Raw genomic sequence first — 23,809 nt, forward strand, 5'->3', positions numbered from 1 at the left:
GCAACGAGAGAACCCTGTGCTGAGTGCCGAGCTGAAGGCTTTTTACATGGTCGCCCGCCTGGGCAGCATTACCCAGGCGGCGAAGAAGCTCGGCCTCAGCCAGCCCACGGTGACTACCCAGGTCCGCAACCTGGAGAGCCAGTACGCGGTGGAGTTGTTCTACCGAGGCGGTCGCCGCCTGAGCCTGAGCGATGAGGGCGCGCGCTTGCTGCCGATGGTCAAGGAGCTGCTGCAGAAAGAGTCGGACATCGAATTCTTCCTGCGCAACTGCGGGCAGGTGCAGGGCACATTGCGCATCGCCGCCACCGCGCCGTACTACATCCTCGATCTGGTGAAGACTTTCCGCCAGCGCCTGCCCCAGGTGGAGGTCTCGGTGGAGATCGGCAACTCCCAGCAGGTCCTGGAGGCGCTGGAAGACTACCGGGTGGATGTGGCCGCTTCCTCGCAACTGCTGGAGGATTCGCGGTTGGTCCGTCGGGTGCTGGGCAGCGACCCGCTGGTGCTGGCGGTGCATCGCAACCACCCACTGGCGGCGCTGGATCACGTGCCCCTCAACGCCCTGGCCGGGCATACGCTGCTGATGCGCGAACCCGGCTCCACCACCCGCAGCCTCACCGAAGGTCTGCTGAAGAACGCCAACGTCAGCTTTGGCCCGCTGCTGGAGATCGGCAGCCGTGAATCGATCCGCGAGGCGGTGCTGCGCAATATCGGCATCAGCATCATTGCCCGCCAGGAAGTGCCCCACGACCCGCAGCTGCGGGTACTGACCATCGAAAACGCGCCGCAGATCGCCGAGTACCTGTATTGCCTCAAGGAGCGCAAGAACGCGCGCCTGCCCGCCGCCTTTCTCGGCCTGGCCCAGGAAATGGCTCCCGCCTGAAAGACCTGCATCGGCCATGCCGATGCCTTCGCGAGCACATGATTTACACGTGAACCCAAATCCCTGAATACCACTATCGGTCGTTTTTGCCTTACTGCCATATGACCGACGCATTGCAACTCTAGGATTTGCCTTATCTGCTAGATGAGGTGCGTCCATGAACAACTCCGCTGCAACTGCCCTGAGCAACCCCGGTGCGCCGATGAAGGTGCGCGGTATCCACAAGCGCTTCGGTGCCTTCAACGCGCTGGATAACGTGTCCCTGGACGTCGCCGCCGGGGAGCTGGTGTGCCTCTTGGGGCCGTCCGGCTGCGGCAAGACCACCTTGCTGCGCTGCATCGCCGGCCTGGAACGCCAGGACCAGGGCGAGTTGTACCTCGGGGATCGGGACGTGTCGCTGCTGGCGCCCCAGGCCCGGGACTACGGGATCCTGTTCCAGTCCTACGCGCTGTTCCCCAACCTCACGGTAGAAGCCAACATCGCCTACGGCCTGTCCGGCAGTGGCCGCGAAGAAGCGCGCAAGCGCGTGGCGCAGATGCTGGAACTGGTGGGGCTGACCGGCAGCGAGAAGAAGTACCCCGGCCAGCTGTCCGGCGGCCAGCAGCAGCGCGTGGCCCTGGCCCGTGCCTTGGCACCGGCGCCGTCGTTGCTGCTGCTGGACGAGCCGATGTCGGCGCTGGACGCACGGGTCCGCGAGCACCTGTGCACCGAGCTGCGCCAGCTGCAGCGGCGCCTGGGGATCACCACCCTGATGGTTACCCACAACCAGGACGAAGCCATGCTGATGGCCGACCGCATTGCCGTGATGAACAACGGCAAGGTCGAGCAGTACGCCACGCCCCAGGAAATCTACGACCGTCCGGCCACGCCGTTCGTCGCCGAATTCGTCGGCCAGGGCAACTGGCTGCCCTTCAGCCGCAACAGCGACAGCCATGCCCAGGTTGGCGGCATGAATGTGCGCCTGGCCGACGGCTCGGCCAAGACCGCCTCGGGCCGGCTGTTCTGCCGTCCCGAAGCCATTAGCGTGAATCCGCTGGTGCACGAGGAAAACCTGTTCCCGGCCAAGGTCCGCGAGATCACTTTCCTCGGCAATCGCTGCCGCATGAGCTTCGAACTCAACGAGCTGCCGGGGCATGCGCTGCTGGCCGAGCTGGCCCCGGAAGCCATGCCGCGTCTGGGCGCCCAGGACATCTGGGTCGCCTTGCCGCCGCGCAGCCTCCAGGTGTTTGCCTAAGATGACTGCGCACATGTCCCTGCCGCTACCCGCCAAGCGGGCGCGCCAGGCTTCTCGTGCCGAGATCGGCGACCGTATTTTTGTCGTCGGCGGCAAGGTCCTGCTTCTGGTCCTGCTGGGTGTAGCGGTGCTGTTGCCCCTGTTGGCGATCTTCTGGCGGGGCTTCAGCGCCGAGGTCGGGCAGGGCGGAGGCTGGCTGGCGGCTCGCGAGCTGGTGGCCAGCGAAAACTTCCACTGGTTGCTGGGCAACAGCCTGAAAGTCTCCCTCAGCGTGGCCGCTATCGTGGTGCCCCTGGCCTACCTGTTCGCCTACGCCCTGCAACGCACTCTGATTCCCGGCAAGGGCATCTGGCGCGGCCTGTCGCTGTTGCCGCTGATGGCGCCGTCGATGCTCCCGGGCATTGCCCTGGTCTATCTGTTTGGCAATCAGGGGATGCTGCGTGGCCTGTTCGCCGAGAACATCTACGGCTTCTGGGGCATCGTCCTCGGCGAGGTCATCTACACCTTTCCCCATGCCCTGATGATCCTGCTCTCGGCGCTGTCCCTGGCGGACGCGCGGCTGTTCGACGCCGCGTCGAGCATGGGCGCCAGCCCCGCCAAGGCCTTTCGCAGCATCACCTGGCCGGCCACTCGGCAGGCGGTGTTCGCCGCCTTCTGCCTGGTGTTCACCCTGACCATCACCGACTTCGGCGTGCCAGTGGTGGTGGGCGGCGACTATCAGGTGCTGGCCCTGGAAGCCTACAAGGCGGTGGTGGGGCAGCAGCAGTTCGGCCGCGGCGCGTTGATCGGCATGGTCCTGCTGTTGCCGGCCCTGTTCAGCTTCGGTGTCGACGCCTGGCTGCGCCGGCGCCATGGCGACTCCATGAGCGGCCGTGCCCAGGTATTCAAGCCAGCGCCGTCGCGGCTGCGCGATGGCTGCTACCTGGCCATTGTGTTGCTGATCTGCGCGGCCCTGCTGCTGGTGTTCGGCATGGCGGTGTTTTCGTCGCTGGTGAAATTCTGGCCCTACAACCTGTCGCTGTCGCTGAACCACTACCAGTTCAACGACACCGCCGGCGGTGGCTGGCTGGCCTACCGCAACAGCCTGACCATGGCCCTGTGCACGGCACTGATCGGCAGCGTGGTGATCTTTACCGGCGCCTACCTGATGGAGAAAACCCGCGGCCAGCGCGGCTTGAACCTGGCGCTGCGCATGCTCAGTTTCGTGCCCATGGCGGTGCCCGGGCTGGTGCTGGGCCTGGGCTACGTCTTCTTCTTCAACCTCAATGGCAATCCGTTGCATGTGTTCTACGGCACCATGACCCTGCTGGTGGTGTGCACCATCGCCCACTACCTGACCACCGCGCAGATGACCGCCACCACCGCCCTGCGCCAGCTGGATGCCGAGTTCGAGGCGGCCGCGCTGTCGCTCAAGGCGCCGCTGTACCGGCATTACCTGCGGGTTACCGTGCCGATCTGCCTGCCGGCGCTGCTGGACATCGTGCGCTACCTGTTCGTCTCGGCCATGACCACGGTGTCGGCGGCCATCTTCCTCTACAGCCCGGACACCATCCTCGCCGCCGTCGCCGTGCTGAACATGGACGACGCCGGCAACGTCGGCGGCGCCGCGGCGATGTCGACTCTGATCCTGTTCACCTCCGCCGGCGTCTCGCTGCTCCTGGCCTGGGCTTCGCGCGGCCTGCTGCGCCGTTCCCAGGCCTGGCGCCAGGGCACGCCGGGCCACTGATGCGCTTCACCCACCCCCACCCCCACTCTGATCTGCACTCACTAAGGAACCGCACCATGTTCAAGCCCCTGGCTCTTGCCGCTGCCGTCCTCTCTGCTGTCAGCCTGAACGCCTTTGCTGCGAAAACCGAGCTGACGGTCTACACGGCCCTTGAAGCCGAGCAATTGAAGTCCTACAAGCAAGCCTTCGAAAAGGCCAATCCGGACGTGGAGATCAAGTGGGTACGTGATTCCACCGGGATCATCACCGCCAAACTGCTGGCGGAAAAAGCCCGCCCGCAGGCCGATGCGGTCTGGGGCCTGGCCGCGTCCAGCCTGGCGATCCTCGACCAGCAGGGCATGCTGCAAAGCTACGCGCCCAAGGATCTGGGCAAGATCGGCCCGAACTACCGCGACGCCGCCAACCCACCGGCCTGGGTCGGCATGGACGTCTGGGCCGCCACCATCTGCTTCAACACCGTGGAGGCCGAAAAGCAGGGCCTGACCAAGCCGGTGAGCTGGCAGGACCTGACCAAGCCCGAGTACAAGGGCAAGATCGTCATGCCCAACCCGGCCTCCTCGGGCACCGGCTTCCTCGACGTCAGCGCCTGGCTGCAGACCTTCGGCGAGAAGCAGGGCTGGCAGTACATGGATGAGCTGCACCAGAACATCGGCCAGTACGTCCACTCCGGTTCCAAGCCCTGCAAGCTGGCCGCCGCCGGTGAATTCCCGATTGGCATCTCCTTCGAGTACCCGGCCGTGCAGCTCAAGCGCCAGGGCGCGCCGCTGGACATTGTCCTGCCGAAGGAAGGCCTGGGCTGGGAAATCGAAGCCACCGCGGTGATCAAGGGCACGCCTCATGAAGAGGCGGCGAAGAAACTCGCCGACTTCTCCGCCAGCCCCGAGGCCATGGAGCTGTACAAGGAAAACTTCGCCGTGCTGGCCCAGCCGGGCATCGCCAAGCCGCAGACCGAACTGCCAGCCGACTACGAGCAGCGCCTGATCAAGAACGACTTTGCCTGGGCCTCGAAGAACCGCGACGAGATCCTCGCCGAATGGCGCAAGCGCTATGACGGCAAGTCGGAAAAGGTTGCCAAGCAGTAGCCGATCAATCGCCTTCGCCGGCTTGCCGGCGAAGGCGCTCCCCATCCAGGAAACAACTCATGACCAATCACAGCGATCTGCTGATCGTCGGCGCCGGCATCCTGGGCCTGTCCCATGCCTATGCCGCCGCCAAACGCGGTCTGCGGGTGCACGTTTTCGAGCGCAGCGCCACGCCCCTGGGCGCTTCGGTGCGCAACTTCGGCCAGGCCCTGGTCACCGGCCAGCCGCCGGGCACCATGCTGGAGCTGGCCAGGGCCAGCCGCGAGATCTGGGCCGACTGGCAACAGTTGGCGGGCCTGCAACTCAAGCGCAACGGCTCTTTCCTGTTCGCCCGCAGTGAAGCCGAGGAGCAGTTGCTCGAAGCCTTCTGCGCCGGGCGTGCGCTGGAGCACGGCTACCGCGTGGAGCTGCTCCAGGGCGCGGCGCTGAATGATCTGTACGGCGGCCAGTTCCGCCATCACCGGGCGGCCTTGCACGGCCTGGACGACCAGCAGCTGTATTCCCGTGAAGCGATCCCGCAGTTGATCGACTACCTGCGCCGGGACCTGGGGGTGCAGTTTCACTTCTCGACCCTGGTGCGGGATATCCAGCCGGGCCAGTTGCGCAGCACCGCCGGCAACTTCCACGCGCCGCGGATCGTGCTGTGTTCGGGGCACGATTATCAGGCCCTGCTGGCGGATCAGATCGCTGCCTTGCAGCCGCAGATCTGCCGCTTGCAGATGCTCCGGGCGCGGCCCGAGGCCAATCTCAACCTGCAACATGCCCTGCTGACCGGTCTGAGTTGCGTGCACTACGGGGCCTTCGCCGACCTACCGGAAGCCGCCGCGGTGCAAGCGCAGATTCTGCGCGAGGCGCCCCATCTGCACGAGCATGGTATCCACCTGTTGATCAGCCCGACTCCCTACGGTGAGCTGATCATCGGTGATTCCCACGATTACGGTAGCGATCCTTCACCGTTCAATGCTGAACAGGTGGACAACTGGCTGCTCGAACTGGCCGAGCAGACCCTGGGTTGCAGGGTCCGGGTGGTGGAGCGCTGGCAGGGTGTCTACGGCGCTCGCGGCCCGGCACCGTTCTCCTTCCTGGAGGCGGCCCCCGGGGTCCATGTGGCCCTGATGCACACCGGGGTCGGTATGAGCGTTGGCCCGGCCATGGCCGAGGGCAATATCGCCCGACTGCTGGAGGAAGCGTGATGGAGCGGCGACAGCAGGTGGTCGACGAGGTCTTCGGCCTGTACGAGCGTTTCGGCGACTGCGACTACATCGGCGAGCCGGTGTCGCAGATCGAGCACATGTCCCAGGCCGCGCAGTTGGCCCTGGCGGAAGGTTATGACGACGAGGTGGTGCTGGCGGCGTTCTTCCACGATATCGGGCATATCTGCCAGCAGGATGCCGAGAACATGGGCGGCTTCGGCGTGGTCAGCCATGAGCGCCTGGGGGCGGACTACCTGCGCCGGGCGGGTTTCAGCGAACGCCTGGTGCGGCTGGTGGAATACCACGTCCAGGCCAAGCGCTACCTGACCTTCAAGGACCCCGGTTATTACCAGCGGCTGAGCGAAGCCAGCCGGCGCACCCTGGAATACCAGGGTGGGGTGATGAGCGCGGCAGAGGCGGCAGCCTTCGAACTCGACCCGTTATGGGCGGTGAGTTTGCGCATGCGCCACTGGGACGAGCAGGCCAAGGAAATGTGGGTGCCGGTGATGGATTTGCAGGTGCTCAAGGACAAGGCGCTGGCATTGCTTTAGCGGGTACAGGCTTGGTTTGTAGCCGCTGCCGTAGGCTGCGAACGGCTCCGAAGGAGGCGCCGCTGTTGGGGTTGTTGAAGGTCCTGCGGCCCTTTGCGCAGCCTCGCGGGCTCGGCAGCGGCTACAGCAGATGTTGAGCCAGCCCCTCGATCTGCTCCTGGCGCTCGGCCTGGCTCAGGCGCTTCTGCGGGTTGAGCGATGACCACTGCGGGTGCGCCCGGGCCTTGTTCAGGGCCTCTGGCAACTTGCCTTCGCGCCAGCTCTTGTCCTCCGGCGTGGCCAGGCGAATGCTGTCCATGGCCGCATGCCCGCGCAGGTTCAGGGCCTGTACCAGCTGGCGCTGACGCAGGGCCAGCAGGCGCAGCACGCTGTCGTCCACGGTCAGCTCGCGCTGGCCCTTGAGTTTGCCCAGCAGGCGGCTGCCGTAGCTGCGGGCGGTTTGCAGGGCGCCGCCGGCAATAGCCCCGGCCAGCGCCGCGGCCCCCAGGGTCAAACCACCCACCAGCAAATCCACCCCTGCGCCGGCCGCGGCTCCGGCGGCGATGCCGCTGCCCACCCGCACCCCCAGTTGCTTGAGGGTTTCCGGGTTGAACAGATCGTCGCCCCAGCGCCCGTCCAGTAGCGGCAGGTCGCTGGCCGACGCATCCTCGGGGCGGAAGGCGTAGAGCTTGAGCAAGGCCTCGACGCAGCGCTGCTCGCGTTGGCGGATGGCCTGGCGCAGTTCGCCTATGGCCTGTTGTTCCTGTTGGGCGTCGCTGGCTACGCTGCGGCGGCAGGCGGCGCAGTCCACCAGCAGCTCGGCAATCAGCCGCGCTGCGCTGTGCTGGCGGGCCAGGCGCTGGGCCTCTTGGTCGTCGATCAAGCGTTGCAGGGCCGGGCGTGCGTGCTCCAGCAGCAGCGCCAGGCTTTCATACAGGCGCCGTTCGCCGTCCTCCGGTGGCGCCACGCTGTCGAAGCGCACCAGGGCGTGCAGCCCCAGGCGTGCCAGGGCATCGCGCCAGTCGCCTTCGCGCTGGTCGGCGCTGCTGACGAAGTTCAGCACTGGCAGCAGCGGCTTGCCGCAACCGGTGAGCACTTCAAGCTCATCGCGGTACTTGGCCAGCACCGGCTCGCGGGCGTCGATCACATACAGGCCGGCGTCCGAGGCCAGCAGCTGGCGCAGGACCTTGGCTTCCTGTTCGAAGCGCTGGCGAGCCTCGCTACCGTCGAGAAACCGCGCCATCCGCGCCGGGCCGTCCAGGCGTTCGCCCGGGCGCTCCAGGCGCTCCAGGTAATCCAGCAGGGCGATGGCATCTTCCAGGCCAGGGGTGTCGTAGAGCTCCAGCAGGGCTTGGCCATCCACCGAAAGGCGGGCGCCTTCCACGTGCCGGGTGGTGCTGGGGCGATGGGAGACCTCGCCAAAACCCACGTCCCGGGTCAGGGTGCGCAGCAGCGAGGTCTTGCCGACGTTGGTGTGGCCGACCACGGCGAGTTTCAGTGGCTTGTGGCGGGTATCAGTCATGACCGTTCTCCAGCCAGTCGAGGGGGGCGCAATCGGCGAAGGGCAACTGCAGCTGGTGCAGGGCGCTGTGCCAGTCGCCCAGGCGATCGGCGTCCAGGGCCTGGCCGGGCGGAGCTTGCAGCAGCCAGACCCGGGTGGCGCTGGCGTTGCGCGCCAGTTCGGCGATCAGCCCCAGGCTGCCTCGGTCCGGCGAGCGCCGCGGGTCGCAGGCGATCACCAGGCGCGCGGGGGGGAAACGGCTCATCTGGTCCAGCAGGCGGCTGCGCGACTCGCGACTGTCGAGGATGCCGGCGTCCTTGACGCTCTCGGGCAGTTGCGGCGGCCAGGGGCGCTGGTTGTCCAGTTCGATGGCCACCAGCAGGGCGCCGCTGCTGTCCTGGGCACTGACGCCGCCTTCGACCCGGTGCAACTGCTCGGGGGCCGCATCGTTGACCCCCAGGCGCTCGCTGCTGGGCATCAGGCGCTCACGCAATTGGGCGTAGCCCGGCAGGTTGAGGTCCAGTTGCAGGCGCGCCTGCCCATGTTTCCAGCGCCAGCGGCAGAACAGCATCAGCAGCAGGCGCGGCAGCACGCCGTAGATCGTCACCAGCACCACCAGCCAGATGGCCCAGGACTGGCGGATCAGTTCGGTGTTGTAGACATCCCGGGTGCTGGCCTGGATGCTCGCCACGCTCGGCGCGCCAAAGCCCAGGCCACGGGGCAGGGCACTCAAGGTGTTGGTAATGGCCACGAAGGCATCGCTGCCCAGCAGGGTGCTTTCCCAGACAAAGCTGTAGCGGTGGGTGGTCAGCAGCAACAGCAACATGACCACGGCGCTGAACAGGGCCAGGCACCACAGGCCGTTGATCAGGCTGCCCAGGGCCCAGCGGTTGAGCTTGCGTCGTTGCAGCAACAGCAGCAGGGCCGGCGGCAACTGCGCGGCCTTGGCATCGCGGGAGAATTTCTCGCTGAGCCACAGCCACAGGCGGCCCAGGCTGGCGCCGTGCTCGCCGGCGAACAGCAGGCCTGCCAGCCAGCTCAGCAGCAGGATCAGGTTGATTCCCAGCAGGCTGCCCAGGGCCCAGAACACGTTCACCGGTTGCTGGGTGCTGCCCAGGGCGCTGAAGGCCAGGCCGGCACCGCTGATCACCGCCAGAACCGAGAGCGCCAGCAGGGCCAGGCGTGCGCCCTGCTGCCAGTGCAGCAGGGCGCTGTGCAGGCCGTCACGCTGGGCCAGCCACAGGGCGCGGTTCTGGATCCGGGTCGCCAGGTCGCCGCCCTGGTTGCGGGCCAGGCGATTGGCTTCCTGATCTTCCAGCGGGCCGGCGTGTTCCTCGCGCAGGCGCACGGTTTCGGTCAGCCACAGGCGTTGCAGGGGAGTCAGTGCAGTCACGCGTCATTCCATCGCTCAAAAGTGCGCTGAGCATAACTGCTGCAGCGCGGATCGGGGTACGTTGCCAGGTCCTGGTCCTCTGGTATCCTCGCCGGCATGAAAAAATCTCTCCCTCTCAGCCTGATCGCGGCCCTCGCACAAAACCGCGTGATCGGCGTCGACAACAGCATGCCCTGGCATTTGCCGGGGGATTTCAAATTCTTCAAGGCCACTACCCTGGGCAAGCCCATCATCATGGGGCGCAAGACCTGGGACTCTCTCGGCCGGCCGTTGCCGGGGCGGTTGAATATCGTGGTCAGTCGTCAGACCGGCCTGGCGCTCGAAGGTGCCGAGGTCTACCCCTCCCTGGAGGCGGCAGTGGCCCGGGCCGAGGAGTGGGCACTGGAGCAGGGCGCCAGCGAGCTGATGCTGATCGGTGGCGCACAGCTTTACAGCCAGGGGCTGGAGCAGGCGGATCGCCTGTATCTGACGCGGGTAGCCTTGAGCCCGGAAGGCGATGCCTGGTTTCCGGAATTCGATGAGCAACAGTGGAAGCGGGTGTCAGAGGTGCCGAACCCGGCGGAAGGGGACAAGCCGGCGTACAGCTTCGAGGTGTGGGAGAAGCGCTGAGCGCTCCGCCAGCCAGCCGGGCTCCCGAAGGAACCGGCGGGCCGGCGAAGAGATCAATCAGGCCTGAGCCAGTTCTTCGTGCTCATCGGCGTCCAGCAGCGCCTTGTCGGTCTGCTGCATCACTTGGCTGGTGATCGCGCCTGCGGTCATCGAACCGCTGACGTTGAGCGCGGTGCGGCCCATGTCGATCAGCGGCTCCACGGAAATCAGCAGCGCCACCAGAGACACCGGCAGGCCCATGGCCGGCAGCACGATCAGCGCGGCGAAGGTTGCGCCGCCGCCCACGCCGGCCACGCCCGCGGAACTCAGGGTGACGATGGCCACCAGGGTGGCGATCCACAGCGGGTCCAGCGGGTTGATGCCCACGGTCGGGGCAACCATCACCGCCAGCATGGCCGGGTACAGGCCGGCGCAGCCGTTCTGGCCGATGGTGGCGCCGAACGAGGCGGCAAAGCTGGCGATGGACTGGGGAATGCCCAGGCGCCGGGTCTGGGCCTCGATGCTCAGGGGAATGCTGGCGGCGCTGGAGCGGCTGGTGAAGGCGAAGGTCAGCACTGGCCAGACCTTGCGGAAGAAGCGCAGCGGGTTGATCCCGGCCAGTGCCACCAGCAGGCCGTGGACCACGAACATCAGCCCCAGGCCGATGTAGGACACCACCACGAAACTGCCCAGCTTGATGATGTCCTGCAGGTTGGAACCGGCCACCACCTTGGTCATCAGCGCCAGCACACCGTAGGGCGTGAGCTTCATCACCAGGCGCACCAGGCGCATCACCCAGGCTTGCAGGGTGTCGATGGCGTTGAGCACTTTCTGGCCCTTGTCGGCATCGTCCTTGAGCAGCTGCAGCGCCGCGACGCCGAGGAAGGCGGCGAAGATCACCACGCTGATGATCGAGGTCGGCTTGGCCCGGGTCAGGTCGGCGAAGGGGTTCTGCGGGATGAACGACAGCAGCAGCTGCGGCACGTTGAGGTCGGCCACCTTGCCTGCGTAATCGCTCTGGATCACTTGCAGGCGGGCCATTTCCTGGGTGCCGGCCACCAGCCCTTCGGCGGTCAGGCCGAACAGGTTGGTCAGGCCGATGCCCACCAGCGCGGCAATGGCAGTGGTGAACAGCAGGGTGCCGATGGTCAGGAAGCTGATCTTGCCCAGGGACGAAGCATTGTGCAGGCGGGCCACGGCGCTGAGGATCGAGGCGAACACCAGGGGGATGACGATCATCTGCAGCAATTGCACGTAGCCGTTGCCCACCAGGTCGAACCAGGCGATGGAGGCCTTGAGCACCGGGTTGCCGGCGCCGTAGAGGCTGTGCAGGGCGATGCCGAAGACCACGCCCAGCACCAGGGCCAGCAGGACTTTCTTGGCCAGGCTCCAGGTGGTATGGCGGGTTTGTGCCAGGCCCAGCAGCAAGGCCAGGAACACCAGCAGGTTGAGGAACAGCGGCAGATTCATTGGGGCTCCGATAAGGCTTGTGCCAATCGCGGCTCAGGGCGATTGCGAACCGGCAAGCCTAACAGCTTGAAATCTATTGAATTAATAACGATATCGCATGGCAACTGTCGTTTTTGGAATAAGCGATTGACGTTCAGGCGCATGTGGCTGGCGCTTACGGGACGCAAGCGGTCGCGTGGAGACGAGAACTGTCACAGGGATTTGTTAGCGTCGAAGGCTTTCACTCAGGGAGAAAACCGCCGATGAAACTCGCTCCGAAATTGCTCGCAGTCGCACTCTGCCTGGGCCTCGCCGGCCAGGCCCTGGCCACCGAGTTGAAGCACTGGCCCGCGGAACAGGCCAAGCAGCTGGACGCGATGATCGCGGCCAATGCCAACAAGGGTAACTACGCGGTGTTCGACATGGACAACACCAGTTACCGCTACGACCTGGAAGAATCCCTGCTGCCCTTCATGGAAAACAAGGGCCTGATTACCCGCGACACGCTTGACCCGTCGCTCAAGCTGATCCCGTTCAAGGACACCGCCGAGCACAAGGAAAGCCTGTTCAGCTACTACTACCGCCTCTGTGAAATCGACGACATGGTCTGCTACCCCTGGGTCGCCCAGGTGTTCTCCGGCTTTACCCTCAAGGAGCTCAAGGGCTATGTCGATGAGCTGATGGCTTCCGGCAAGCCGGTGCCGAGCACCTATTACGACGGTGATGTGGTCAAGACCATCGAGGTCAACCCGCCCAAGGTCTTCACCGGCCAGGCCGAGCTGTACAACAAGCTGATGGAGAACGGTATCGAGGTCTATGTGATGACCGCCGCCTCCGAAGAGCTGGTGCGCATGGTCGCCGCCGATCCCAAGTACGGCTACAACGTCAAGCCGCAGAACGTCATCGGCGTGACCACCCTGCTCAAGGATCGCAAGACTGGCGCCCTGACCACCGCGCGCAAGCAGATCAGCGAAGGCAAATATGACGAGAAGGCCAACCTCGGCCTTGAACTGACCCCCTACCTGTGGACCCCGGCCACCTGGATGGCGGGCAAGCATGCGGCGATCCTGACCTACATCGACGAGTGGAAGAAACCGGTGCTGGTGGGCGGCGACACCCCCACCAGCGACGGCTACATGCTGTTCCACGATGTTGACGTGGCCAAGGGCGGCATCCACCTGTGGATCAACCGCAAGGACAAGTACATGACCCAGCTCAACGGCATGATCGCCAAGCACGCCGCGGCCCAGGCCAAGGAAGGGTTGCCGGTGACTGCCGACAAGAACTGGGTGATCGTCAAGCCCGAAGACATCCAGTAAGCCTGCCCGCTACACCGCCCCTCTGTAGGAGCCGGCTTGCCGGCGAATAGGCCTTTGGGCCGGGCGTCGCCCTCGCGGACGCCTTCGCTGGCAAGCCAGCTCCTACGGTAGGCCGGCGATCTATTTGTAGGAGCCGGCTTGCCGGCGAAGAGGCCATTGGGCCGGGCGTCGCCCTCGCGGACACCTTCGCTGGCAAGCCAGCTCCTACGTTAGGCCGGCGATCTATTTGTAGGAGCCGGCTTGCCGGCGAAGAGGCCTTTGGATCTGGCGTCGCTCTCGCGGACGCCTTCGCTGGCAAGCCAGCTCCTACGGTAAACCGGCGATCTATTTGTAGGAGCCGGCTTGCCGGCGAAGAGGCCTTTGGGCCGGGCGTCGCCCTCGCGGACGCCTTCGTTGGCAAGCCAGCTCCCGCAAGGGGTGTCTGTCGTTCGGTGCGGAGCCGGCGTCCGCTATAGGCGGAGAATGTTTCAACTTGTGACTGCCAAACCCCCTCTGCCATAATCGCGTCCGTTTCCCATCCCCCCGCCTGCTCTCCCTTGTGCCGGGTTTGTCCCCGACTGCACGTAATGGACTACGTTGTGAGCTATCTCTCGATCGAATTCGGCCTCTGCTTCATCCTGTTCTTCGTTCTGTACTGGGGCCTGGGCTTCAGCCTGCGCTTGCAGAACGCCCTGCTGCTGGTTGCCAGTTACGCGATCCTTGCCAGCTTCAGCCTGAACTTCCTCTACATTCTGCTGGGCTACACGGCCCTGGTGTACCTGCTCGGCCTGTTGAGCCAGCGTTACCCCGGGCGCGGCTGGGTCAACGGACTGATGCTGCTGCTGGTGCTCGGGGCGTTCTACCTGTTCAAGTACCAGGATTTCTTCACCAGTACGGTGCAGAACGCCTTCGCCCAGTTCGGTGTCGAGGTGTCGCTGCCGCTGCTGGAGGTGCTGCTGCCGGTGGGGCTGTCGTTCTATGCCTTCCACTCGGTCAGTTACCTGGTGTCGATCAACCGCCGTGAGCTGACCCCGGGCTCGCCCTTCGACCTGGCGCTGTACCTGGCCTTCTTCCCCAGCCTGATCGCCGGTCCGGTGAACCGGGCGATTCCCATGCTGGCGCAGATCAACCCGCCGCAGTTGCGCCAGGTGCTGGAGCCGCAGCGCGCCCTGGGCCTGATCGCGGTGGCGGTGGTCAAGCTGTTCTTCCTCAGTTCCTGGCTGGCCAACGAATGGGTCGACCCGGTATTCGACAGCCCGGTGGCCTATTCTGCCGAGCAGATCCTGCGTGCGGTCTACGGTTATTCGTTCCTGATCTACTTCAACTTCAGCGGCTACACCGACCTGGTGACGGGCATCGCCCTGCTGCTGGGCTTCCGCCTGCCGCAGAACTTCAACTACCCCTACGCGGCGCGCAACCTCAAGGAATTCTGGGGCCGCTGGCACATCAGCCTGTCGACCTTCATCCGTGACTATGTGTACATCCCCCTGGGGGGCAACCGTGGCCCGGTGTGGCGCGGCAACCTGAACATGCTGCTGGCGATGCTGATTTCCGGCCTGTGGCACGGCGCCAGCGCCAACTTCATCATCTGGGGCGCGCTGCACGGTATCGGCCTGGCCCTGTACAAGCTGTGCAGCCCGCTGCTGCCCCGGGGCCCGAGCTGGATCGGCGCCGACCTCATGGCGCGGCTGCTGACCTTCCACTATGTGGCGTTCGCCTGGATCTTCTTCCGCTGCGCGACCCTCTCCGATGCCATGGACATGCTCAAGGGCCTGGGCGAGCTGTCCTTGGGCGGCCTGCTCGGCGGCGGCGCCAGCCTGCTGGGCTGCCTGCTGTTCGTGGCCTTCTACCCACGGATCGTGGCGCTGCTGCGCCGCCTGTTCGATGCCGCCACCGGTTTGCCGTGGCTGTTCTATCCAGTGCCGCTGGGGCTGTTTATCTGCGTGGTCATCTTCGCCTCTCCGTCGGGCGTGCCGGGGTTCATCTATGCCAGTTTCTAACCGTTCGCCCTTGTCGATCAGCCTCGGTAGCGCGGCCAAGGTCTTCTACGCCCTGGTGGTCACCAGCCTGCTGCTGGTGTGGTTCAACCAGCAGTCGATCCGCCTCTACTGCCAGCAGAAGTACCACGACGACTGCGAGGTCCCCGGGTTGTCGCAGAACCCGCAGTGGCGCTTTGGCGCGCAACTCAACCAGGCCCTGGAAAATGCCCGGGTGGCCTTTGTCGGCAGCTTTACCGGCCAGGTGATGGTGGCCGAGGCCGCCGCGGAGCAAGAGCTGCCTCCTTTGCCGACGCTGGCCGAGGAGCCTGCGCCCGTACCTGCGCCGGTTGCGACCGCCCATGCTGCGCCGGTGCATCCGGCCCCCGTGCATCCCGCTCCGCAGGCGCCGGCTGCAGTGCACCCGCAGCCGGTGGCCGTGGCCCCGGTGGTCAGCCACCCGCCCAAGGTCGAGCCGGGGGCAACCACGCCGCTGATGGCCAGCCTAGCCACCGGGGATGAAGTGTTCTTCGTCGGTGATTCCCTGATGCAGGGCGTGGCGCCACACATGGCCAACACCTTGCGCAAACGCTACAACGTCAAGAGCCTGAACCTCAGCAAGCAGAGCACCGGCCTTGCCTACCCGAGCTTCTTCAACTGGCCCAAGACGGTTGAAAGCACCCTGGCCAGCAACCCCAACATTCGCCTGATGGTGATTTTCCTCGGCCCCAACGACCCCTGGGACATGCCGGTGGTCAAGGGCAAGCCGTTCCTGCGCTTCAAGACCCCGGACTGGGAAGAAGCCTATCGCCAGCGCATCGATTCGATCCTCGACACCGCCCAGGCGCATAATGTGCAGGTGATCTGGGTCGGGCCGCCGAACATGGAGAAGCCCAAGCTGTCTACAGCCATGGCCTACCTGAGCCAGCTGTACAAGGGCCAGATCGAGCAGTACCACCAGCACTACGTCTCGGCCAACGAGATTCTCGGTTACCAGAGCGACGAATTCTCCTATTACCGCACCACCGGCGATGGCAAGAAGGTCAAGACCCGGGTCGACGACGGTATCCATTTCACCACCACTGGGCAGAAGCTGATCGCTGAGCGTGTGATCTCGCTGATCAACTTTCCCAGCCAACAATTGACGGAGCACTGACTATGGGGCGACTGCAAGGCATTGCGCTGTTGCTGGGCATCACCTTGCTGAGCAGTTGCAGCCCGACCACCGAGGTCCAGGCCACTCCCGCTTCGGCGCTGGCCAAGTCCGGGATGACGGCGAAAAAAGTCCTGACCACCGGGACCGACCCGAACCTGGCGCTGCTGGCACGCAAATTCAGCACTTCCAACCGCACCCCCATCACCATTGTGCAACTGGGCGACTCCCACACCGCCGCCGACCTGTTCAGCGGTGAGGTGCGGCGCCTGCTGCAGGCGCAATACGGCGATGGCGGCATCGGTTTCGTGGCAGCCACGCCGGTGCCCGGCACCCGCTATGAGCGGGTGATTCTCGGTGCCGCCAAGCGCCAGTGGTCCCTGGTATCGGCACGCAACCAGCAGAGCAACCAGTTTCCCCTGGGCGGCTACCTGTCGCTGCCCCTGACCCCAGGCGCGCGGGTGCATATCGCCGAACGCCAGCCGAGCAACCAGCAGTACCGGATTTCCGCGCTGTACCAGGCGTCCAGCAACAGCACCCTGACCGCCCGGGACAACCTCAACAAAAGCAGCCGCATGCTGGCCGCTACGGGGGGGCAATGGCGCTTCAGCCCGCCGTTCAACAACCTGACCCTGCCCCTGGACCTGAACGTGGCCAGCAACCAGGGCCTGGCCCTGGGCGGCTGGAACATCCTCGGGCAGAAGAGCGCCGGGGTGATCTATTCCGCCCTGGGGATCAACGGTGCACGCCTGGACGTGCTGGACAAGTGGCAGCCCGGCTGGCTGGAAGCCCTCAAGGCCCTGCGCCCGGACATGGTGGTGCTGGCCTACGGCACCAACGAAGCCTTCGACGACGACCTGGATCTGCAGTTGTACCGCAGCCAGTTGCAGGAGAAGGTCGCGCTGTTGCGCAAGAACCTGCCCAAGACCGTGATTTTGCTGGTGGGGCCGCCGGATTCCATCAAGCGTCGCAATGCTGGCAGTTGCGCGGCCTCCCAGCCCCAGCCGTTGCGGCAGATCATCCAGATCCAGAAGGACGTGGCGAAGAACAGTCGCACCCTGTTCTGGGACTGGCAGGCATTCATGGGGGGGGACTGCTCCATCAGCAAATGGCAGGGCAGCGACCTGGCCCGCAACGACCTGATCCACCTGACCGCCGATGGTTATCGCAAGAGCGCCGATGGCTTGTATCGCTTCCTGCGCGGGCAATTGGGCGAACGCATGCCTTGAGCTCCCGGCACCGCTTTAGCGGCGGCGCCACCACCTTGAATGCTGCTGTAGGAGCTGGCTTGCCAGCGAAGGCGCGGTCGAGGGCGATGCAAGGTTCAACGCTGCCTTCGCCGGCAAGCCGGCTCCTACGGGGCCAGGCTGCCAGCGCAAGCGCCGGCAAGGTCAAAAAAATGCCCCGCACTTGGCGGGGCATTTTCATTGGCGGGCTACGATCACAGGCCGTCGAGCATGGCCTTGTTGCGCACCGCACCCTTGTCGGCGCTGGTGGCCAGCAGGGCGTAGGCCTTCAGCGCGGTGGTCACCTTGCGCGGGCGTGCTTCCACCGGTTTCCAGCCTTTCTTGTCCTGCTCGACACGGCGGGCCGCCAGTTCCTCGTCGCTGACCAACAGGTTGATCGAGCGGTTGGGAATGTCGATCAGTACCTTGTCGCCGTCCTGCACCAGGCCGATGGCGCCGCCGGCTGCCGCTTCGGGCGAGGCGTGGCCGATGGACAGGCCCGAGGTGCCGCCGGAGAAGCGGCCGTCGGTGAGCAGGGCGCAGGCTTTGCCCAGGCCCTTGGACTTCAGGTAGGAGGTCGGATAGAGCATTTCCTGCATGCCCGGGCCGCCTTTCGGACCTTCGTAACGGATGATCACGATGTCGCCTTCCTTCACCTCGTCGGCGAGGATGCCGCGCACCGCGCTGTCCTGGCTCTCGAAGATCTTGGCGTTGCCTTCGAAGACATGGATCGACTCGTCGACACCGGCGGTCTTCACCACGCAGCCGTCCAGGGCGATGTTGCCGTAGAGCACGGCCAGGCCGCCTTCTTTCGAGTAGGCATGCTCGACACTGCGGATGCAGCCGTTTTCACGGTCATCGTCGAGGCTGTCCCAACGGGTCGACTGGCTGAACGCGGTCTGGGTCGGGATGCCCGCCGGGCCGGCCTTGAAGAAGTGATGCACGGCTTCGTCGCTGGTCTGGGTGATGTCCCACTGGGCGATGCCTTCGGCCATGCTCTTGCTGTGCACGGTGGGCAGGTCGGTGTGCAGCAGGCCGCCACGGGCCAGTTCGCCGAGGATGCTGAAGATGCCGCCGGCGCGGTGCACGTCTTCCATGTGGTACTTCTGGATGTTCGGCGCCACTTTGCACAGCTGCGGCACGTGGCGCGACAGGCGATCGATGTCCCGCAGGTCGAAGTCGATCTCGGCTTCCTGGGCGGCGGCCAGCAGGTGCAGGATGGTGTTGGTGGAACCGCCCATGGCGATGTCCAGGGTCATGGCGTTTTCGAACGCCTTGAAGTTGGCGATGTTGCGCGGCAGGACCGACTCGTCGTTGTCGCCGTAGTAGCGCTGGCACAGCTCGACGATGGTACGCCCGGCCCGCAGGAACAGCTCTTCGCGATCGCTGTGGGTGGCCAGGGTCGAACCGTTGCCCGGCAGGGCGAGCCCCAGGGCTTCGGTCAGGCAGTTCATGGAGTTGGCGGTGAACATGCCGGAGCACGAACCGCAGGTCGGGCAGGCGCTGCGTTCGTACTCGGCAACCTTCTCGTCAGAAGCGCTGGAGTCGGCGGCGATGACCATGGCGTCCACCAGGTCCAGGCCATGGCTGGCGAGCTTGGTCTTGCCGGCTTCCATCGGGCCGCCGGAAACGAAGATCACCGGGATGTTCAGGCGCAGGGCGGCCATCAGCATGCCGGGGGTGATCTTGTCGCAGTTGGAAATGCACACGATGGCGTCGGCGCAATGGGCGTTGACCATGTATTCCACGGAGTCGGCGATGATCTCGCGGCTCGGCAGGGAATACAGCATGCCGTCGTGGCCCATGGCGATGCCGTCGTCCACGGCGATGGTGTTGAATTCCTTGGCCACGCCACCGGCGCGTTCGATCTCGCGAGCCACCAGCTGGCCCAGGTCCTTCAGGTGCACGTGCCCCGGGACGAACTGGGTGAAGGAGTTGGCAATGGCGATGATCGGCTTCTTGAAGTCGGCATCTTTCATCCCCGTGGCGCGCCACAGGGCGCGGGCGCCGGCCATGTTGCGGCCATGGGTGGATGTTTTCGAGCGGTAATCAGGCATGGAGCACTCCGGGCGGCTAATCAGGTAACAAATGGGGAGTGAGCTTCTATTGACCTCGGGAACACTCAGAAATGGCCGTGTGTCCGAAAGCTGCCGATGACGCCGCGGGATCGCCGCGCGCCTCAGCCTGAGCTCATAAACCCGCCGGGGGATGACTGGCGATGAATTCGCCGATTCTACACCGCTGGCGTCAGGAAGGAATGCCGGGGCCGCTCTGTGGCATTGATTGCCTGGATATCACCGGACGCTGCCATCCTGGTTTAGACTCGCCGCCCTTCGATTACCTTCCAATGGAGCTGGAATGTCCGCGACTCTGCAATCCTTCAAGTTCTGCCTGGGCGTCGGCCTGCTGCAGGGGCTGTTGCTGATGTGGCTGGTGTTGTACAGCGATTGGTCCGGCCTGGGCATTGTCGCAACGGGCGCTGCGCTACTGGTGGGCGGCGGGGGGTTGCAAATGTTGGCCGGGCAGCAGCACCAGTGGCGCACCTGGGGGCTCATGTTGCTGCTGGGCCTGGGGGCGGCGGGGCTGGTACGGCTGTATGACGAGCTACCCTCCAGCCCGCGGATGGAGTACTGCGTGGCGGCCGGGCTGCTGGTCGCCGTGGCCGTGGTGAGCCGGGTGCAAGGGCGGGCACGATTGGGCCGGCGCCTGCTGGGCAATGTTCTCTGGCTGGTGCTGGCCTTGCCATGGCCCTGGCTGGTGCTGAAGCTGTTCGAGCTGTGGCTCGCTTACCGTCATCTCGACCCTTTCAAGAGCGGGTGGATGTCCCTGCTGTTCTTTGCCGGCCCGACCCTGGCCTTCTCCCTTGGCCTGTGCCTGACTGGCCGCGGGCTGGCCCGTTTCAGCGTGGGAGCTGCCACAACCGCCTGATGGCCACCAGGACCCGGGCCAATCCGGGCTTCAGGCCAGGCGCAGGTTCCGGGCGCGGCGGCTGATGCGCTGGTTGACCAGCAGGCCGACGCTGCTCAGGGCGATGAAACTCAGGGCCAGGGTGGTCTGCAGGTCGCTGGCGCTGAGGTTGATCACGGCGCTGATCAGCCCGCCCATGACGAAAATCAGCGTGTTGCCGGCCGAGGCCGAGGCGCCGGCATTGTCCGGGAACAGTTCCATGGCCCTGGACGTGGCGGCGGGCCGGGTGATGGTGGTGCCGGCGGTGCAGATGATCATCGGCACCAGCACCGTGCTGATGGACAGGCCGAACTGGCTGGCCAACAACAGCATGACCAGCCCGGCGAGGAAGATCAGGCACAACCCGGTAATGATCTGGGTGCCGGGCTCCAGGTATTTGTTGAGCACCCCGGCTACCACCCCGCCAATCACGTAGGCCGCGCCGTAGAGCAGCAGAGTCAGGGAAAACTCGTAGCTGCTGAGCTGCAGTTGCTCCAGGAAGATCAGCGGCGAGACCACGATGAACGAGAAGTGGCAAGCGAAGACGATGGCCGAGATCAGCCAGTAGGCGACGAAACTGAAGTTGCTGCAGACCCGTCGGTAGGCCTGGAGGATGCCGGTGCGCGGGCCGCTCCTGACGATCGGCGGGTTTTCCAGGGTGGCCAGCGCCTTGAGAAACACCAGGACGGCAATCGCGCTGAACACATAGAAGCTGCCTGGCCAGCCCATCAGGCTTTGCAGCAGGGTCCCGGCCAGGGGCGAGAGGGAAATGCACAGGCCGCTGGCGGTGACCATGAGGATCCGCAGGCGGTCGCGCTCCTGGCCGACGAACAGGTCCTGGACCAGCGCCTGGGACAGCACGAAGCAGCCACAGCCCAGTGCCTGGACCACGCGAAACACCAGAAACCAGTTGTAGTCCCTGGCCCAGACGCAGCCCAGAGCGCCGCCGACCGAGACGGCCATGCCGGCCAGCAGCAGGGTCTTGCGGCCCAGGGCATCCGACAGCGGGCCGATCAGCAATTGGGAGATCGAGATGCCGATGGCGAACAGGCTGACGGACAGGGCGATGTCGGCGGCGCTGGTAGCAAAGTGTTGGGACAGTGCAGGAAAAGAAGGCAAGAGCACGTCGATCGGGAACACCCCGAGCATGACCATGGCCATGAGCAAGACAATGGCGCCGACCTTCCTGGTCGTGGAGGCAGAGTCATCCCTGATTTCAGGCATCGATCAGTCCTGTCTGGGTGAAGAGTCGGCGGTTGTCGTCGTGCTCGAAGAAACCTGCGCGCTTCATGGCTTGCAGGGTGGCGCCGGCGATCGAGCGGGCGCGCAGCACTTCTGCACTCGGCTGAATCAGGCTGTGGATGGCGGCATGTGCCGCGGCGAGGGGAATGCCGGCCTCGTTCAGGCTTGCGCTCAGCCACTCCTGGTCCACGGCAGCGAAGATGAAAATGATATCGATCAGTTGGCTGGCGGAAAAAACCTGCTGCTGCGGCGACAGTCGTGCCCAGACATAGTCGAACACTTCGCTGAAATAACGACTGTGCCGGGCCTCGTCTTCCAGGTGCTCCCTGAACATCTGGTAGACCGTGGACACCAGCCCGTCACCGGTGATGCTCAGCAACTCCTTGGCAATGATGGTTTCGGAGACGAAACCCAGCAGGAACCAGACCAGGGGCCGTTGAGAATCGGCGCAGCGGGCCAGCAGGTCGTGCATCAGGCGGATGCGCCTGGGCAGTGGCTGCCAGGCTGGCATGGCGTACCCATTCGCCACCTGCTCCGCCAGCTTGAAGGAGAACAGGGCGTGATAGCCCTCGTCGGTATACAACTGCAGGGCCGCGATTTTCATCGTCTCCGGCAGCTCGATCGCCAGTTCCCCGTGGATCAGGGTTTCCACCGAGCGGTTGACGATCTTGTGCTCCAGGATCGTCGTGTAGTGCAGGAAGTACACCAGGTGGTTGGCCGCCAGGCGCTGCTGTACCGTCCTCCCGGCGTGCTGGATGGCCGGGTCGGCGAAGTAGGGGATGAAGGCCGGCGGAAACCAGTCACGGGTCTGCAGTTCCTGTTCGAGCTCGCTGTGGGGCGGTAGCTGGTAGCTGCTCTTGCGCGAGCGCACCGCGGAGCGGTTGTCCCAGTCGCCGAGGGAGTAGGGACGCCGGCCTGCCTGGGCCTCTTTGGACGATGCGGCGGGGTGCATTACTGTTCGCGCTCCCGCTGTTCGATCAGGGCCTTGAGTTCCTTGCATTGCACCTGGCCATCACCTTGGCCGCAGCCGACAAAGAACAGCGGCTGCTCCGCGGCGTCCTGCAGCCCCAGCAATTGCTCCACGCGCTCGTCGCTCAGGGCTCCCGTCAGCCAGGTGTCCAGGCCCAGGGCAGTGGCCGCGAGCTGGAAGGTTTGCGAGATATGCCCGGCCTCGACATAGGCCATGCGGTAGGCCCGGGAGTGTTCGTATTTCCACCACAGCTTGTCGAAGCGGCAGGTCAGGAACAGGCCCAGGGGCAGTTCGTTGACGAAGTGCTGGCCAGCCAGCAGCAGGCCCAGGGGCTCTTCGGGAAGCGGGTGCACGGGCCGCAAGGCGTGCAGCTCCGGGTGGTAGTAATAGAGGCCCGGCTCCAGGCCGCGGACCCTGGCGGCATAGACATAGCCCTCGCAGGCGTTCAGGCCACCGCCGGAAGGGCTGCTGCGCCTTGGCCGCAGGGCTTCGGGGACGGTCTCGTCCGTGTCGGCTTCCCGTTCCTTGAGGTAGCCCAGGGACAGGTAGAGCAGGGTGCTGAGCTCTTCCAGGGCCACGGCCTGCTGGGAAAAGGAGCGTGAAGTCTTGCGCTGCAGCAGCACCTGGTTCAGGGAGCTGGCGGTTTCCAGTACCGGCGCGGGCAGGCGGATCAGACCATCGTGGGAGGTTTCGGCAAAGCGGGCTGAGGGGGCCGGGGTGTCCAGTACCTGGTCGCAATGCTCGAGGTATTGGGCGGACCACTCATGAATATCCTGGGGCACTTGCTCGAAGGGCAGGTTCTTGGTGCCGATGTGGAAGATCCGCGACAGTTCATCCCAGCCCCATTCAAGTGGCTCGAAAGTCTCGTTGGACAGGAGCCCGGCGGCGGCGAATGCACTATCTATTTCATTCTTGTCGTCATACTGCGAAGGGTCTTCGACAAGTTGTATGAGGCGTGTGGAATAGATCGAGTCCAGTTCGAACTGAGTGTGATCTTTATAGTTCCAGATAACAGTGAAGGGCGGGCGGGCAAGTATGAAAAAGTTCGGGTTTATTTGCATGTTCTTTTAAAACTCTGAACTTGACCAAAGATGAAGCTGGGTAGCCGGCACTCCCCAGTTCATCAATTACTTAGCGGGATTTAGCCGCTGCGAGGCAAGCCAGGTTGGCGATCTTTTTCGATTCGAGGGAGATAGCTTTCATTGTTATTGCTCCTAAACGATTTGAATGAATGTCGCTTCCTAAGCGACTTCCGAAGAGTAGACAGCAATAGAGAGGAATCAAGTAGTTATTAGGTAAGTGATTGCCTAGAGCACTGTAGGATATTGGCTAGTTACTTTGATGGATCATAGGTATATAAGCGCGGGTTTCCCTGGGTTATCCAATGGCCCGGGCGGCGAGAGGGGAAAGGCGAGAGGGGAG

Annotated in this window: 19 protein-coding genes; 12 read left to right on the forward strand and 7 right to left on the reverse strand. The window is 64.8% G+C overall.

All coding sequences use genetic code 11. The features are described 5' to 3' along the window. Positions 1 to 16 precede the first annotated feature (16 nt). From A9971_RS18830 to A9971_RS18855, 6 genes are all read left to right on the forward strand, one after another. Positions 17 to 880: a LysR family transcriptional regulator gene (locus A9971_RS18830; protein ID WP_011064064.1), complete on the forward strand. Its 864-nt coding sequence runs from the start codon at positions 17 to 19 to the stop codon at positions 878 to 880. A gap of 157 nt (positions 881 to 1,037) precedes the next feature. Then, positions 1,038 to 2,114 carry a putative 2-aminoethylphosphonate ABC transporter ATP-binding protein gene (locus A9971_RS18835; protein WP_183001181.1) on the forward strand — a complete coding sequence of 359 codons (1,077 nt, stop codon included), beginning with the start codon at positions 1,038 to 1,040 and terminating at the stop codon, positions 2,112 to 2,114. 1 nt (position 2,115) lies between these two features. Then, the gene (locus A9971_RS18840) at positions 2,116 to 3,840 is read left to right on the forward strand and encodes a putative 2-aminoethylphosphonate ABC transporter permease subunit (protein WP_183001180.1); all 1,725 of its coding nucleotides are present in this window, start codon (positions 2,116 to 2,118) and stop codon (positions 3,838 to 3,840) included. Between the two features lie 56 nt (positions 3,841 to 3,896). Continuing rightward, complete coding sequence (locus A9971_RS18845) at positions 3,897 to 4,922, forward strand: putative 2-aminoethylphosphonate ABC transporter substrate-binding protein (protein ID WP_011064061.1); 1,026 nt, start codon at positions 3,897 to 3,899, stop codon at positions 4,920 to 4,922. Positions 4,923 to 4,981: 59 nt separating this feature from the next. Next, positions 4,982 to 6,115, forward strand: coding sequence for a TIGR03364 family FAD-dependent oxidoreductase (locus A9971_RS18850; RefSeq protein WP_015637392.1), 1,134 nt, complete (start codon positions 4,982 to 4,984; stop codon positions 6,113 to 6,115). Then, positions 6,115 to 6,666: a phosphonate degradation HD-domain oxygenase gene (locus A9971_RS18855; RefSeq protein WP_183001178.1), complete on the forward strand. Its 552-nt coding sequence runs from the start codon at positions 6,115 to 6,117 to the stop codon at positions 6,664 to 6,666. The genes A9971_RS18850 and A9971_RS18855 overlap by 1 nt, the downstream gene beginning before the upstream one ends. Before the next feature lie 121 nt (positions 6,667 to 6,787). Here the strand turns inward: A9971_RS18855 and A9971_RS18860 are convergent, their stop codons facing one another. Both A9971_RS18860 and A9971_RS18865 read right to left on the reverse strand, forming a co-directional pair. Further along, positions 6,788 to 8,167 carry a GTPase/DUF3482 domain-containing protein gene (locus tag A9971_RS18860; protein WP_053154379.1) on the reverse strand — a complete coding sequence of 460 codons (1,380 nt, stop codon included), beginning with the start codon at positions 8,165 to 8,167 and terminating at the stop codon, positions 6,788 to 6,790. Further along, positions 8,160 to 9,539 (reverse strand): DUF2868 domain-containing protein, encoded by a 1,380-nt coding sequence (locus tag A9971_RS18865; RefSeq protein WP_183001176.1) that lies wholly within the window; start codon positions 9,537 to 9,539, stop codon positions 8,160 to 8,162. Before A9971_RS18865 ends, A9971_RS18860 begins: the two co-directional genes overlap by 8 nt. Before the next feature lie 96 nt (positions 9,540 to 9,635). On the opposite strand from A9971_RS18865, the gene A9971_RS18870 reads away from it, so the two are divergent. Next, on the forward strand, positions 9,636 to 10,148 hold the full coding sequence (locus A9971_RS18870; RefSeq protein ID WP_125062300.1) for a dihydrofolate reductase: 513 nt from the start codon (positions 9,636 to 9,638) through the stop codon (positions 10,146 to 10,148). A 57-nt stretch (positions 10,149 to 10,205) separates the two neighbouring features. Here A9971_RS18870 and A9971_RS18875 read toward each other — a convergent pair whose 3' ends face one another. Further along, a complete protein-coding gene (locus A9971_RS18875) occupies positions 10,206 to 11,597 on the reverse strand; it encodes an L-cystine transporter (protein ID WP_183001174.1) in 1,392 nt (463 codons plus the stop codon). A 242-nt stretch (positions 11,598 to 11,839) separates the two neighbouring features. Here A9971_RS18875 and A9971_RS18880 point away from each other — a divergent pair, with 242 nt between their 5' ends. From A9971_RS18880 to A9971_RS18895, 4 genes are all read left to right on the forward strand, one after another. After that, a complete protein-coding gene (locus A9971_RS18880) occupies positions 11,840 to 12,895 on the forward strand; it encodes a hypothetical protein (protein ID WP_011064054.1) in 1,056 nt (351 codons plus the stop codon). A 578-nt stretch (positions 12,896 to 13,473) separates the two neighbouring features. Continuing rightward, on the forward strand, positions 13,474 to 14,874 hold the full coding sequence (locus A9971_RS18885) for an MBOAT family O-acyltransferase (protein WP_310889330.1): 1,401 nt from the start codon (positions 13,474 to 13,476) through the stop codon (positions 14,872 to 14,874). Next, positions 14,861 to 16,006, forward strand: a complete 1,146-nt coding sequence (locus A9971_RS18890; RefSeq protein WP_053154373.1) for an SGNH family hydrolase — start codon at positions 14,861 to 14,863, stop codon at positions 16,004 to 16,006. Before A9971_RS18885 ends, A9971_RS18890 begins: the two co-directional genes overlap by 14 nt. A 2-nt stretch (positions 16,007 to 16,008) precedes the next feature. Then, positions 16,009 to 17,232 (forward strand): SGNH/GDSL hydrolase family protein, encoded by a 1,224-nt coding sequence (locus A9971_RS18895; RefSeq protein ID WP_183001170.1) that lies wholly within the window; start codon positions 16,009 to 16,011, stop codon positions 17,230 to 17,232. Between the two features lie 212 nt (positions 17,233 to 17,444). On the opposite strand, the gene ilvD is transcribed toward A9971_RS18895, so the two are convergent. Continuing rightward, positions 17,445 to 19,286 carry a dihydroxy-acid dehydratase gene (gene ilvD / locus A9971_RS18900; RefSeq protein WP_072443548.1) on the reverse strand — a complete coding sequence of 614 codons (1,842 nt, stop codon included), beginning with the start codon at positions 19,284 to 19,286 and terminating at the stop codon, positions 17,445 to 17,447. Positions 19,287 to 19,587: 301 nt separating this feature from the next. On the opposite strand from ilvD, the gene A9971_RS18905 reads away from it, so the two are divergent. Further along, entirely contained in the window at positions 19,588 to 20,157 is a 570-nt protein-coding gene (locus A9971_RS18905) for a hypothetical protein (protein WP_183001168.1), read from the forward strand. A gap of 30 nt (positions 20,158 to 20,187) precedes the next feature. Here the strand turns inward: A9971_RS18905 and A9971_RS18910 are convergent, their stop codons facing one another. From A9971_RS18910 to A9971_RS18920, 3 genes are read right to left on the reverse strand one after another with little or no spacing between them, the layout of a single operon-like run. After that, a complete protein-coding gene (locus A9971_RS18910; protein ID WP_015637383.1) occupies positions 20,188 to 21,399 on the reverse strand; it encodes a multidrug effflux MFS transporter in 1,212 nt (403 codons plus the stop codon). Next, positions 21,392 to 22,369 (reverse strand): diiron oxygenase, encoded by a 978-nt coding sequence (locus tag A9971_RS18915; protein WP_072443551.1) that lies wholly within the window; start codon positions 22,367 to 22,369, stop codon positions 21,392 to 21,394. Before A9971_RS18915 ends, A9971_RS18910 begins: the two co-directional genes overlap by 8 nt. After that, the gene (locus A9971_RS18920) at positions 22,369 to 23,448 is read right to left on the reverse strand and encodes a SagB family peptide dehydrogenase (protein ID WP_011064046.1); all 1,080 of its coding nucleotides are present in this window, start codon (positions 23,446 to 23,448) and stop codon (positions 22,369 to 22,371) included. Before A9971_RS18920 ends, A9971_RS18915 begins: the two co-directional genes overlap by 1 nt. Positions 23,449 to 23,809: the final 361 nt, after the last annotated feature.

Source organism: Pseudomonas sp. UME65 (assembly GCF_014170225.1).
In the GTDB taxonomy this organism is placed as follows: domain Bacteria; phylum Pseudomonadota; class Gammaproteobacteria; order Pseudomonadales; family Pseudomonadaceae; genus Aquipseudomonas; species Aquipseudomonas protegens.

Coding starts and splice junctions, on each gene's coding strand:
- A9971_RS18835 (WP_183001181.1), top strand. CDS start 1,038: ATGAACAACTCCGCTGCAACTGCCCTGAGCAACCCCGGTGCGCCGATG.
- A9971_RS18840 (WP_183001180.1), top strand. CDS start 2,116: ATGACTGCGCACATGTCCCTGCCGCTACCCGCCAAGCGGGCGCGCCAG.
- A9971_RS18845 (WP_011064061.1), top strand. CDS start 3,897: ATGTTCAAGCCCCTGGCTCTTGCCGCTGCCGTCCTCTCTGCTGTCAGC.
- A9971_RS18850 (WP_015637392.1), top strand. CDS start 4,982: ATGACCAATCACAGCGATCTGCTGATCGTCGGCGCCGGCATCCTGGGC.
- A9971_RS18855 (WP_183001178.1), top strand. CDS start 6,115: ATGGAGCGGCGACAGCAGGTGGTCGACGAGGTCTTCGGCCTGTACGAG.
- A9971_RS18860 (WP_053154379.1), bottom strand. CDS start 8,167: ATGACTGATACCCGCCACAAGCCACTGAAACTCGCCGTGGTCGGCCAC.
- A9971_RS18870 (WP_125062300.1), top strand. CDS start 9,636: ATGAAAAAATCTCTCCCTCTCAGCCTGATCGCGGCCCTCGCACAAAAC.
- A9971_RS18875 (WP_183001174.1), bottom strand. CDS start 11,597: ATGAATCTGCCGCTGTTCCTCAACCTGCTGGTGTTCCTGGCCTTGCTG.
- A9971_RS18880 (WP_011064054.1), top strand. CDS start 11,840: ATGAAACTCGCTCCGAAATTGCTCGCAGTCGCACTCTGCCTGGGCCTC.
- A9971_RS18890 (WP_053154373.1), top strand. CDS start 14,861: ATGCCAGTTTCTAACCGTTCGCCCTTGTCGATCAGCCTCGGTAGCGCG.
- A9971_RS18895 (WP_183001170.1), top strand. CDS start 16,009: ATGGGGCGACTGCAAGGCATTGCGCTGTTGCTGGGCATCACCTTGCTG.
- ilvD (WP_072443548.1), bottom strand. CDS start 19,286: ATGCCTGATTACCGCTCGAAAACATCCACCCATGGCCGCAACATGGCC.
- A9971_RS18905 (WP_183001168.1), top strand. CDS start 19,588: ATGTCCGCGACTCTGCAATCCTTCAAGTTCTGCCTGGGCGTCGGCCTG.
- A9971_RS18910 (WP_015637383.1), bottom strand. CDS start 21,399: ATGCCTGAAATCAGGGATGACTCTGCCTCCACGACCAGGAAGGTCGGC.
- A9971_RS18915 (WP_072443551.1), bottom strand. CDS start 22,369: ATGCACCCCGCCGCATCGTCCAAAGAGGCCCAGGCAGGCCGGCGTCCC.
- A9971_RS18920 (WP_011064046.1), bottom strand. CDS start 23,448: ATGCAAATAAACCCGAACTTTTTCATACTTGCCCGCCCGCCCTTCACT.